The 12,381-nt window shown below is 33.8% G+C and carries 13 protein-coding genes; 7 read left to right on the forward strand and 6 right to left on the reverse strand.

Annotated elements, in window-relative coordinates:
* Positions 1 to 65 precede the first annotated feature (65 nt).
* From R1X58_RS10990 to R1X58_RS11000, 3 genes are all read right to left on the reverse strand, one after another.
* Entirely contained in the window at positions 66 to 1,796 is a 1,731-nt protein-coding gene (locus R1X58_RS10990) for a phospho-sugar mutase (RefSeq protein WP_240572790.1), read from the reverse strand.
* 176 nt (positions 1,797 to 1,972) lie between these two features.
* Positions 1,973 to 2,923 (reverse strand): glycosyltransferase family 2 protein, encoded by a 951-nt coding sequence (locus R1X58_RS10995; protein ID WP_240572791.1) that lies wholly within the window; start codon positions 2,921 to 2,923, stop codon positions 1,973 to 1,975.
* 42 nt (positions 2,924 to 2,965) lie between these two features.
* Positions 2,966 to 3,499, reverse strand: a complete 534-nt coding sequence (locus R1X58_RS11000) for a DUF4199 domain-containing protein (protein WP_240572792.1) — start codon at positions 3,497 to 3,499, stop codon at positions 2,966 to 2,968.
* Positions 3,500 to 3,655: 156 nt separating this feature from the next.
* Between R1X58_RS11000 and R1X58_RS11005 the strand changes: the two genes are divergently transcribed.
* The 3 genes from R1X58_RS11005 to R1X58_RS11015 all read left to right on the forward strand — a co-directional run bounded on the left by R1X58_RS11005 (position 3,656) and on the right by R1X58_RS11015 (position 5,644).
* On the forward strand, positions 3,656 to 3,907 hold the full coding sequence (locus R1X58_RS11005; RefSeq protein ID WP_240572793.1) for a type B 50S ribosomal protein L31: 252 nt from the start codon (positions 3,656 to 3,658) through the stop codon (positions 3,905 to 3,907).
* Positions 3,908 to 4,039: 132 nt separating this feature from the next.
* Positions 4,040 to 5,215 (forward strand): GlmU family protein, encoded by a 1,176-nt coding sequence (locus R1X58_RS11010; RefSeq protein WP_240572794.1) that lies wholly within the window; start codon positions 4,040 to 4,042, stop codon positions 5,213 to 5,215.
* A 96-nt stretch (positions 5,216 to 5,311) separates the two neighbouring features.
* A complete protein-coding gene (locus R1X58_RS11015; RefSeq protein WP_240572795.1) occupies positions 5,312 to 5,644 on the forward strand; it encodes a hypothetical protein in 333 nt (110 codons plus the stop codon).
* On the opposite strand, the gene R1X58_RS11020 is transcribed toward R1X58_RS11015, so the two are convergent.
* Positions 5,641 to 7,266 (reverse strand): ABC transporter substrate-binding protein, encoded by a 1,626-nt coding sequence (locus R1X58_RS11020; protein ID WP_240572796.1) that lies wholly within the window; start codon positions 7,264 to 7,266, stop codon positions 5,641 to 5,643. The genes R1X58_RS11015 and R1X58_RS11020 overlap by 4 nt on opposite strands.
* 260 nt (positions 7,267 to 7,526) lie before the next feature.
* Here R1X58_RS11020 and mtaB point away from each other — a divergent pair, with 260 nt between their 5' ends.
* A complete protein-coding gene (gene mtaB / locus R1X58_RS11025) occupies positions 7,527 to 8,858 on the forward strand; it encodes a tRNA (N(6)-L-threonylcarbamoyladenosine(37)-C(2))-methylthiotransferase MtaB (RefSeq protein ID WP_240572797.1) in 1,332 nt (443 codons plus the stop codon).
* 96 nt (positions 8,859 to 8,954) lie between these two features.
* Complete coding sequence (locus tag R1X58_RS11030; RefSeq protein ID WP_240572798.1) at positions 8,955 to 9,461, forward strand: hypothetical protein; 507 nt, start codon at positions 8,955 to 8,957, stop codon at positions 9,459 to 9,461.
* A gap of 73 nt (positions 9,462 to 9,534) precedes the next feature.
* On the opposite strand, the gene R1X58_RS11035 is transcribed toward R1X58_RS11030, so the two are convergent.
* Positions 9,535 to 9,831, reverse strand: coding sequence for an N-acetyltransferase (locus R1X58_RS11035; protein WP_240572799.1), 297 nt, complete (start codon positions 9,829 to 9,831; stop codon positions 9,535 to 9,537).
* Positions 9,832 to 10,008: 177 nt separating this feature from the next.
* Between R1X58_RS11035 and R1X58_RS11040 the strand changes: the two genes are divergently transcribed.
* Positions 10,009 to 10,674, forward strand: coding sequence for an alpha/beta hydrolase (locus tag R1X58_RS11040; protein WP_240572800.1), 666 nt, complete (start codon positions 10,009 to 10,011; stop codon positions 10,672 to 10,674).
* Between the two features lie 36 nt (positions 10,675 to 10,710).
* A complete protein-coding gene (locus R1X58_RS11045) occupies positions 10,711 to 11,631 on the forward strand; it encodes a lytic transglycosylase domain-containing protein (protein WP_240572801.1) in 921 nt (306 codons plus the stop codon).
* A 73-nt stretch (positions 11,632 to 11,704) separates the two neighbouring features.
* On the opposite strand, the gene R1X58_RS11050 is transcribed toward R1X58_RS11045, so the two are convergent.
* Positions 11,705 to 12,280: a tetratricopeptide repeat protein gene (locus R1X58_RS11050; RefSeq protein WP_240572802.1), complete on the reverse strand. Its 576-nt coding sequence runs from the start codon at positions 12,278 to 12,280 to the stop codon at positions 11,705 to 11,707.
* Positions 12,281 to 12,381: the final 101 nt, after the last annotated feature.

Here is a 12,381-nt window from a genome sequence, read left to right on the forward strand (position 1 = left end):
AAGATATAGCTATTTAAATTAAATATATCTGTTTAACAATTTTTTGACTTCTTTACTGTTAATAATTAGATAAGCTTCATGTCTTTTAAAATGGTTTCCGCTTTAATGTCTAATTCTGCTTCAACGGTTTTGAAATCTTCTGCAGAGTTTAATTTTGTATTAACACTCACGTAAAATTTAATTTTTGGTTCAGTACCACTAGGTCTTAAAGCAATCTGACTACCGTCTTCTGTATAATAGATTAATACGTTCGATTTTGGTACATCAATAGTAGTTTCTTCTCCCGTTAATAAATGTTTTGCAATCGATGTGTCGTAATCTTCCAGTTTAACAACTTTCGACCCGTTGATTTCTTTAAGCGGATTTTCGCGGGCATCAATCATCATTTGCGTGATTTCCTGTGCACCTTCAATGCCTTTTTTAGTCAGAGACACCAATTTTTCTTTAAAACAGCCGTGCTCAACGTAAAGTTTTATTAATTCGTTGTAAAAAGAGCTTCCGTTAGATTTTGTAATGGCAGCAATTTCGCAAGCTAATAGGGTAGAAGTTACCGCATCTTTGTCGCGTACAAAGTCACCTACCATGTAGCCGAAACTTTCTTCACCACCACCAATAAAGTCTAATTGTGGATAGTCTTTAATTAATTTGGCAATCCACTTAAATCCTGTTAAAACAATTTTACTTTCTACATTATAAGCTTCAGCCAGTTTATTTAGCATCGGCGTTGATACGATGGTTGAAGCAATAAATTGGGTTCCGTTAATTTTGCCTTCAGCTTTCCATTGTTTTAATAAGAAATCGGTCATCATTAACATGGTTTGATTTCCGTTAAGTAATTGTAATTCACCTTCACTGTTTCTAACAGCTACACCTAAACGGTCGCAATCTGGGTCGGTTCCTATAACAATATCGGCATTTACTTTTTCGGCTAACTCTAAAGCCATTTTTAAAGCTGCAGGTTCTTCAGGGTTAGGTGAAGCTACTGTAGGGAAATCGCCATTAGGTACTTCCTGTTCTTTTACAATATAAACATTTTTATATCCGGCACGTTTTAAGGTTTCAGGAACAGCAGTAATCGATGTTCCGTGTAAAGAGGTAAATACGATAGTTAAATCGTCTTTTGCGGCTTGGGTTGCACCAACGCATCCGTTTTTTACTGATGCTTCGATAAATGCATTATCAACATCTGTGCTTATATAATGGATTAAAGCATCGTTAGCTTCAAACTTAATATCAGAATAATCAATATCGTTAATCATAGTGATAACTTCACCATCTTGTGGTGGTACTAACTGTCCACCATCTTGCCAATATACTTTATATCCGTTGTATTCTGGTGGGTTGTGAGATGCTGTTAAAACAATTCCGCAATGGCAGTTTAAATGTTTTACAGCAAACGATAATTCTGGTGTAGGGCGTAAGTCTTCAAATAAATACACTTCAATGCCATTGGCCGAAAATACATCTGCAACTACTTTAGCTAAAGTTTTACTGTTGTGGCGGCAATCGTAAGCAATAACGGCTTTTGGTGTTTCTCCAGGAAACGATTTGTGCAAATAGTCGCTTAAGCCTTGTGTGCTTTTTCCAAGTGTATATTTATTAATACGGTTCGTACCAATACCCATAACACCACGCATACCTCCGGTACCAAATTCTAAATCTTTGTAAAAGCTCTCCTGAATATCTTTTGGGTTGTGAGCAATACTGTTTTTTATAAAATCTTGTGTTTCTTCGTCAAAAGTTGGGGTTAACCAGGTGTTAATTCGGTCTAAAATTTTTGGTTCGATGTGTATCATAATGTGTTTTAAAATATATTTTCAAAAAAAGAAATTATTGTACTTAGTTTAGTTTGTTGGTTTCAATTTTTGAAGGGTATGAAACTGTTTTAAAGTTATTAAAAAAAAATAAAAGAACCCTTTGTAAGCCTTAATTTTTAAGACATTTGAAGGATTCTCAGTTTTTTTTTATTTCGTTAAAAATTTGAAGTCTCGTCCTTGATTAAATAGCGTTTTTTATCTTGTTTCGATCGTAAAATCATCTCACCAAGAAAGCCTGCAACAAAAAATTGTGTGCCAATAATCATGGTCGACAGGGCTAAAAAGAATTGTGGACGTTCTGTAATCAATCTTCCTGACGGATTTAAAAAGAGTTTATCAATGCCTAAATAGAACGAAAATGCAAATCCGATAATAAACATAAGCACTCCTAAAGCCCCAAATAAATGCATAGGGCGTTTACCAAAGTGCGAAATAAACCAAATGGTAATTAAATCTAGGAAGCCGTTTATGAAGCGGTTCATACCAAATTTAGTTTCACCGTATTTTCTGGCCTGATGTTGTACCACTTTTTCACCAATTTTGGTGAAACCAGCATTTTTAGCCAGTACAGGGATATAACGGTGCATTTCACCATTAACATCAATGTTTTTTACAACATCGTTGTTATAGGCTTTAAGTCCGCAGTTAAAATCATTAAGCTTTACTCCTGAGGTCTTACGGGCCGCCCAGTTAAATAATTTGGAAGGTAAATTTTTAGCAATAACCGAGTCGTAGCGTTTCTTTTTCCATCCAGAAACCAAATCGAAACGATCTTTGGTTATCATGTCATATAGTTCTGGAATTTCGTCCGGGTTATCCTGTAAATCGGCATCCATGGTAATTACGACATCGCCTTGTGCTTTTTCGAAACCGGCATGCAGGGCCTGAGATTTGCCAAAGTTTTTAGCAAAACGAATGCCTTTTACACTTTCGTTTTGTTTCGATAATTGTTGTATAATTTTCCAGGAATCGTCGGTACTACCATCATCAATAAATAGGATTTCGTACGAAAAACGATTGGATTGCATAACCTTTGCAATCCAATCATGTAATTCTGTTAAAGATTCTTGTTCGTTAAGTAGTGGTATGACTACTGATATATTCATTTAAAGACTTTCAGATATTTGTAAAAATCAAAAATACTTAAATTATTCAATGGCTGGCTTACTTTTTTTCATTGCCGCTGCAACTATAAGGCCTATGACCGCGAAAAAAATTAAACTTTGAGCTAAAGATTTTAATTGTATTCCCAATGAAAAGGTGTCTTGACTCTCTATTTCTTCAATTTTTTCAGAAATAATTTCTGCTGGTGCCCCAGCATTTTTTAACATGCCAACGGTGTTTTCTATCAATAAGTTTTTTACTTCAATGGCAGCATCAGTATCTATAAAGTTAAATAAGATTATAGTTATAAGTGTACTAACCATTATACCTATAGCAACAGGAATAAAAAAACCAGAAAATGCTTCTTTGAAGCTTAAAAACCCATTTTGTAAGCTTTTTATTTTTGCTGTGGAGAATATCCCATAACCAATTATAAACAACGGAATAATTAAAGTGATAACCCAAAGGTTAACTAATAAGTCGCGCTTAAATAAGTAAGCAACTGCTGTATATAACGTTAAAAGAGCTCCTAAAATCAATCCTAAATTAGTAGCTATAGATTTTAAAGATTTTTCCATATTTTTGCGTTTATAAGGTAAGTTGAATGATTAGTTGTCAAAGATAGAAAATCGTTACAATTTAAATCTAAATAAAAAATATTAAAAAGTATTGGTAGTTTGTAAAAAATGCTTATTTTTGCACTTCCAAAATTGAACAGAATAAAAGCTTTAGCGATGAAAAAAAGTATACATCCAGAAAATTATAGAATAGTAGCATTCAAAGATATGTCTAACGAAGATGTATTTTTAACTAAGTCTACAGCAAACACTAACGAAACTATTGAGGTTGATGGTGTTGAGTATCCACTTGTAAAAATGGAGATTTCAAGAACATCGCACCCATTCTACACTGGTAAATCTAAATTAGTAGATACTGCTGGTCGTATTGATAAATTCAAAAACAAATACGCTAAGTTTAGCAAATAATCTTAGTACTTTATATAATATTAAAAGCCTTCAATATTTTATGTTGAAGGCTTTTTTGTTTTCGTTAATTAAGCTATTTTTGGGATGCCAAAACACAGGTTGTTTAGGTATTAATTAATACGTCCTAACGTTATGAACTACATCCTTTTTGATGGTCCGTCCAGAAATAATTTACTCCCTTTTACTTTTACACGTCCGGTAGCAGATATAAGAATTGGTATTTTAACCATTCGCGAAAAATGGGAAACCTTTTTAGATTCTACCACTACTACGGTAACGGAAGACTATTTGTCTGATAAATACCCCATGGTAGAGATGGACGAAAACATTATGATTAATGCGTCGTTTTTACCAAATTTTGAATTGGTAGAAATGGTGAAAGATTTACAGGAAAATCAGGCGATTTTTAAAGATGAAGATGTTATTGCATTTTATACCAAGGATACTCAGGATGATATTAATTTTGAGAATTATGAAGCTTTAGAGTTTCATGATGAATTGATTAAAGTTGAAAACACCTGGGATATATTTTCTAAAAACGGAGAAGCTATACAGGAAGATTTTAACCTGTTAACTAAAGGAAGACGCTCGCAACCAATTCCATCAAGTTGCAACATTATTGCAGCTGAAAATATATTTATTGAAGAAGGGGCTAAGCTTGAGTTTGTAACCCTAAACGCGAGTAGCGGACCAATTTATATTAGTAAAGACGCCGAAATAATGGAAGGGTCTTTAATTCGCGGACCTTTCTCGTTAGGGCAATCTTCTACAGTTAAAATGGGAGCTAAAATTTATGGGCCAACCACGGTAGGGCCTAGCAGTACAGTTGGAGGAGAGGTTAAGAACTCTGTTATTTTTGGGTATTCCAATAAAGGTCATGAAGGGTATTTAGGGAATTCTGTATTGGGGGAGTGGTGTAATTTAGGGGCCGATACCAATAATTCTAACCTTAAAAATAATTACGCTGAAGTTAGACTATGGAATTATGAAACCGAAGGTTTTGCAAGAACAGGATTGCAGTTTTGTGGTTTAATGATGGGAGATCACAGTAAATGTGGTATCAATACCATGTTTAATACAGGTACAGTAGTTGGGGTAAGTGCTAATATTTTTGGAAGTGGATTCCCAAGAAATTTTGTGCCAAGTTATAGTTGGGGTGGAAGCGCCGGATTTACAACCTACACAACCAAAAAGGCTTTTGAAGTGATGGAAGTGGTCATGTCTAGACGTAATTTGTCTTTAACAGAGCAGGATAAGGCTATTTTTGAACACATTTTTGAAGAAACAGCGAAGTACAGACGTCAATAGATTTTTCAGGAGAATTAAAAATCATTTTCTATATTTGAGAGAAATACCTTATTTTTAAAGGTGTTTCTCTTTTTTATTTAATTCTATCTGTTACTTATGTTAGGTATCTTTTTTATTTATTTTATCGGCAAAAAGTTTTATGAATTAGCCGGTCGGTACAATCAGAATCAATGGTTGTTTGCTATTTTGAGTATTGTTGTGTATTACGCCTCAATGGTACTTTTTGTAATCGGATTAGTTATTCTTGATGAATTTGTATTCAACTGGTATATTGATTGGGATAATAATTCGTCTATAAGCTATTTAGGGATACCTGTTGGTTTGCTAACGCTTTATGGATTTTATAAATTCTTAGAATCTCGTTGGAAAAATAATGTTGTAATTATAAAGGATGAAATTCAGGATATAGGCAAAAGCATTGATAATTAATCGTGCTTTACTTTTTTTGCCTGTTTTAAGTTTAATAAATTGATTGGGTTAATGCCTAAATCCATTACATTTTTTCTGGTAAATCTAACAACTTCGTCATAAAACATAACAACTACCGGGGCTTGTTGCATGACCAAGCTATCCATTTTAGTGTACAGCTGTTTTCGGTTTTCGGTATTTGTTTCTTTAAAAGCCTGTTCGTATAAAGTATCGAATGATTCACTTTTAAAGTGCGTATAATTTGGTCCGTTGGGAGCAAAGTTTTTACTGTAAAATAGCGATAAGTAATTTTCTGCATCAGGATAATCGGCCACCCAACTGGCTCTAAACATATCTAATTTCCCATTTGCTTTAGCGTCTTTTAGAGTAGCCGCAGGAATAACATCAACATGAACCTGTAATCCTGTTTTTTGAATTTCCCGCTGAATATATTCACAAAAACTTAAATAGTTGCTGGTTGTTGTGATGGTAATTTCAGGGTTTTCTATACCGGTTTCAGCTTTAAATTTAGTAACCAGATCTTTGGCTTTTTCGGGTTGGTAAGTAAATCCGATATTATCATTGTAGCCAGGTAAGCCTTTTGGGATAAATCCACCGTTTGCCGGAATACCAATGCCATTACGCAGGTAAATCATCATTTTATTTCTGTCAAAACCATAATTTACCGCTTTTCTGATGTATTCAGACTGTATTTCAGTAACTTCAGCATCCATATAGAACGCTAAATATTCAGTGTTTAAATAGGGGCCACGAATCATATTAACCTCAGATTTATACAAATCTCGTAACTTCCCGTCGGCAGTCAGTATTTCATCTTTGTACGACGCATCCAATCCCGAAACGAAATCAATGTTTCCTTGAGCAAATTGTAAAAATTCACTTTGCTTGTCCGGTAAAAACGTAATGGCTATAGCTTCAAGATACGGTAGTTTATTTCCGTTTGTATCTTTTTCAAAATAGTTTTCGTTCTTTCTGAATACCAGTTTTATATTTTCCTCCCAGCGTTTGAATTTAAAAGGTCCGGTGCCTATGGGGTTAGATCTGAAATCGCTACCATAAAATTCTACAATTTCTTTAGGCACCACGCTACAGTATTTCATGGTTAGTAGACCAAGAAAGGCAGGAAATGGTTGTTTTAAGGTTATTTGAAAAAGGGTGTCATTAACAGCTTTAAAGTTGTTGACTTTATTTAAAACCCAGCTTCCCGGAGAAGCAACTTGTTTGTCAAGTAATCTGTTCAGGCTATATTCAAAATCTGCTGCAGTAACAGTTCTTATGGAATCTTTTCCGAAGCGTTCGTGTTTATGAAACCTAACATCGTTACGAAGTGAGAAGTTGTAAGTTAAGGCATCTTCAGAAATGGTCCAGCTTTTTGCAATACAAGGTAATACCTGCATGTCGTCATCCATTTGAACTAACCCGTTAAAAAGTTGATTAGTAGCCCAGATATCGGCAATGTCTTTTGAAAAGGCAGGGTCTAAAGAACCAATGTTTTTGTGTTCGTTATATTTAAAAACTAAATGATCTCGATTGTTTTTTTGTTTAGAATCACATGAAAAGCATAAAAGAATTGCTGTAAAACAATTTAATAAAACGAAAATACGAGTTTGTTTTTTTTTCACATTGGTAGTATTAAGGTGTTTCAAAAATAGCAGTTTTGTGTTCTATATCTAAATTATTTTTAAGGTTTCATTGATGATTTTAGTGACTTTTTAAGAAAATGTGTGTCCTAATTAATGGTTAAGCAAATTTGCTATTATTGGCAAATCCTATTTTCAAGTCTCTCACTGTGGACTTATAATTTATGTTATGTCCTGAAATTCGGAGCGTTTCGATTAGAAACGCTCTTTTTTTCTTATCTTTGCACGTTTTTAAAAAGGTTATGGATTCAAGAAAGAAGGTAGCATTTTATACGTTAGGCTGTAAACTTAATTTTTCGGAAACTTCAACAATTGCAAGAAGTTTTTCTGAAGAAGGGTTCGATCGTGTGGATTTTTCTGAAAATGCAGATATATATGTGATAAATACGTGTTCGGTAACTGAAAATGCCGATAAGCGTTTTAAAAGTATCGTGAAGCAGGCACAGAAGATAAACCCAGATGCTTTTGTTGCTGCCGTAGGATGTTATGCCCAATTGAAACCTCAGGAATTAGCCGATGTAGATGGGGTAGATTTGGTTTTAGGAGCTACAGAAAAATTTAAAATCACCGATTATCTTAACGATTTAACTAAGAACGATTTAGGGGAAGTGCATTCCTGTGAGATTGAAGAAGCCGATTTTTATGTAGGTAGTTATTCTATTGGAGACAGAACACGTGCCTTTTTAAAAGTTCAGGATGGTTGTGATTACAAGTGTACTTATTGTACAATTCCTTTAGCACGTGGTATTTCCAGAAGTGACACTATGGAAAATGTGCTTAAAAACGCCAGAGAAATTTCAGCTCAAAATATTAAAGAAATCGTTTTAACAGGTGTAAATATTGGTGATTACGGAAAAGGAGAATTTGGTAATAAAAAACACGAGCATACCTTTTTAGATCTGGTTACCGAACTGGATAAAGTAGATGGTATTGAGCGTTTACGAATTTCATCTATCGAACCTAACTTATTGAAAAACGAAACAATTGATTTGGTTTCAAAATCCAGAGCTTTTGTGCCGCATTTTCACGTGCCATTACAAAGCGGAAGTAACGATATACTAAGGAAAATGAAGCGCCGTTACATGCGTGAGTTATATGTAGATCGTGTTTCAAAAATCAAAGAAGTGATGCCGCACGCCTGTATTGGGGTTGATGTTATTGTTGGTTTTCCAGGGGAAACAGATGAACATTTCTTAGAAACCTATAACTTTTTAAATGAACTGGATATTTCATACCTGCATGTGTTTACGTATTCAGAGCGTGATAATACGGAGGCAGCCGAAATGGATGGCGTGGTAGCTAATAATGTACGTTCTAAGCGTAGTAAAATGTTACGAGGTTTATCGGTTAAAAAGCGTCGTGCATTTTATGAAAGTCAGATAGGAACCACGAGAACTGTGCTTTTTGAAGGTGAAAATAAAGAGGGCTATATTCACGGATTTACAGAAAATTACGTAAAAGTAAAAGCGCCTTGGAATCCGGAATTGGTCAATACTCTACACGAAGTGAAGTTAACCAAAATTGATACAGATGGCTTGGTAAGGTTTGAATTTACCAACGAATTGGCAGTTTAATGTTTAGTTAATCTGAAAAAACAGACAACTCAACTGTTTTTTTCTGTAGTTTGGGCGTTTACCATATATTTTAGCGCATGTAATGTCCCAAATTATATGAAATCATTGATTCCGATACTATTTATATTTCTTGCATTATTTACAAGCTGTAACACAGAGTCTGTAGATGTTAACGACAATGCTGTTGAAGGAACTTGGAAGTTAACCTCCTGGACCGTTGGTATTCCTGTCGATTTAAATGAAGATTCTGTTTTCAGTGCTAATCTTATAGAAGAGGTTTCTTGTGAGAGTTTGGAAACATTAACGTTTTCTGTTGACGGAACTGTGGTGTCAAATTTAACTTTTAACCCGAGTGTTATGATTAGCCTGAACGAAACTTTAGGTGTATATGTATATCAGGTGCAGTGTGATAATGAAGGTTCTATAGGTTTCGCTGCGTCATATGAGCATAAGGGCTCAAGTGTTTTTATTAATGAACGAGAAGCGGTTGTTAGTGGTAATACATTAACAATGATTTATAAAAATGCTCAGAAGATTCACAATATTGCTAAAACCGATATTTTAGAAACAAAAGATATTACGTTGGTTTATACAAGACTTTAAGAATCAAATTAGATATAAAGAAAAATCCAAAACCTTAAAGTTTTGGATTTTTTTATGTTTTAAATTTTAAAAATTAAATTCTAACACCAACCGGCAGCATGCGCTTGTATTTTCGGTTGCTTCTCACAAACTTAGCTATTTCAGGACTTGTAGGAACAACGCTTAAATTGCGTTCTTCAATTGATTTAAACACAGCTTCTAAAAATTCTTTCCTGAATTCATCATCTTTAATCTGTTCAGGAATGATAAGCTTGGTTAAAAAAATTTTTCGTTCTTGAAGTGAGTACTCAATCTTAGCTAAGTGGCTATCAATTTTCAGTTCAAACTGACGTAAAAAATCATTGTCTACTAATTCTGCGGCATCAATCATGATTGTTTTTATTTCTTAGGAATCGTTAAAAAAGTGGGTGCTATTTGTATAACTTTGTTTTGCAAGTTACGAAAAATAATCCTTAAAGGAAAGTAAATGGCGTCTTAATGCCTTGCTGTATAAATGTTTAGTGTTTGTACGTTTGAGGATTTTAAAATAGATAAAGTATATTTAACTATGGCAACAGAAACTATACATGTATATTTTATGCCGGGTATGGCGGCAAGCCCTAAAATTTTTGAGTATATCAAATTTCCAGAGCCGCAATTTAAACTTCACTTTTTAGAGTGGATAATGCCAGAAAGAGAGGAATCGATTAACGATTATGCCTTACGTATATGTGAACATATAGAATTTGACAATGTTGTTTTGGTTGGCGTGTCTTTTGGTGGTGTATTGGTGCAGGAGATGAGTAAGCATATTTCGGTTAGAAAACTAATTATTGTATCGAGTGTTAAACAACAGAATGAAATACCAAGGCAAATGCTTATAGCAAAGGCTACTATGGCTTATAAATTAGTGCCTACACAATTAGCAAGTAAAATTGACGTTGTTGCTAAATATGCTTTTGGCAATAATGTGACCAAGCGTTTGGATTTATATAAGAAATACCTGTCGGTAAACGATAGCAAATATTTAAGCTGGGCTATAGAACAGATGGTATGTTGGAGTCAAACAATTGTTCCTGAGGGTTTGGTTCATATCCATGGTGATAACGATTCTGTATTTCCAATTAAAAATATTAAAAATTGTATAATTATAAAGGGAGGAACCCATATTATGATTATCAATAAATATAAATGGTTCAATGAAAATTTGCCACAGATTATTTTAGAAGCATAATCAATTTTATTACCTTTAGAGAAAAACTTTTTAGCGATGAAGATTATAGAGAAAGCCTTGGCGTTTGTGGGATTATTAAGTTTATGTGCGTTATTTATTTATGCTCTGCAAGACGCGCCAACAGATGAAAATTTTGAGAAGAAATTGATAAACGATTATAACGTTTATGCCATTCAGGTGCCAGACGATTTAGAGTTTTCAGGAGAACCTTTGCCATTAAAAAATCCTGATATTTTAGAGCGTATGGATAGAGAGTTGTTGGTTAACACGTATTGGCAATCTAACGGGTTGTTAATGTTTAAGCGTGCCAATAAATATTTTCCGGTAATCGAGCCTATTTTAAAGAAGAATGGTATCCCCGATGATTTTAAATATTTGGCTGTGATAGAAAGTGGCTTAACCAATGTCGTGTCTCCTGCAGGAGCAAGAGGTGTTTGGCAAATTATGCCAGCAACAGCAAAGGAGAATGGATTAGAAGTTAATGATAATGTTGATGAGCGTTATAATCTTGAAAAATCTACTGAAGTTGCTTGTAAGTATTTATTGGATGCAAAAAAAAATTTAGGAAGCTGGACATTGGCAGCAGCGGCTTACAATGCAGGTAATGCTGGTGTGGCAAGACGTTTAAAAGAGCAAAATGTAACAGATTATTACGATTTACTTTTAGGGGAAGAAACAGGGCGTTATTTGTTTAGAATCGTTGCGTTGAAAGAAATTTTATCTCACCCTGCGAAATACGGATTCAACTTTAGAGAAAAAGATTTATATCAGGAAGTGCCTACCTATAAAGTGAAAGTTGATTCAGCAGTAACCGACTTTACTAAGTTTGCTGAAGGTTTTGGTATTAATTACAAGATATTGAAATTACACAACCCTTGGTTGAGAGAACCACACCTGAATAACAAGTCTCGAAAAATGTATGAGATTGATATTCCAAAAGAAGGGTATTACAATTAAGATTAATAATGTATAGATATAAAAAAAGCACATCATTTAGATGTGCTTTTTTTATATCCTATTTAGAAGGAAATTATCCTCTTCTTTTTTGTGCTCTAAGCGATCCGCCAGCACCATAATGTTGACTTGGTCCTTGTGCGCGCTTCATATTATCTTTCATCATTTTAATTTGATCGGCAAGCATGCCTTGTTTATCTAATTTAGAAGCTTCGCTCAATAATTTCTGAGCTTCCTGCTTTCTGCGTTTAGAAAAAGCAATTCCAGCTAAATTTAATTTAGCCATAGCTAAGTCATGATCCATAGATAATCCTAAAGTTACCGCTTTCTTAAAGAATTTTTCAGCTTCATTAACATTAGACTGCGATACCATTAAACCGTGTAGGTAGTTGTAGTAACCCTGTTGTTTTTTTACTAAAGCACTTTCAGGGTTTTTAATTTTATCTAACCATTTTTTAGCACCATCAAAATCCTGTTTACGTAATCTTAAAAATGCCAGTAAAATAAATTCGTTTTTAAAATATAAGAATACAAATATTAAAGATAGTAGTATAAGCATAATACCATTACCAATATTATTCTCAACAAATTGATAAATAGCATACCCGAAAATTGCGATCGCTATGATAAGTTTTATAATTTTATTGTACATTTTTATTAGGTTTGTAGTGTTTAATAGGCTTTTTAAAACCTGGTTACCTTTATTCGATTTGCAAATAAACTAAAATTTTATCAAAATAGAATAAAAGATAA

Origin of the sequence: Aestuariibaculum lutulentum, from assembly GCF_032926325.1 — a bacterium.
Lineage (GTDB): Bacteria > Bacteroidota > Bacteroidia > Flavobacteriales > Flavobacteriaceae > Aestuariibaculum > Aestuariibaculum lutulentum.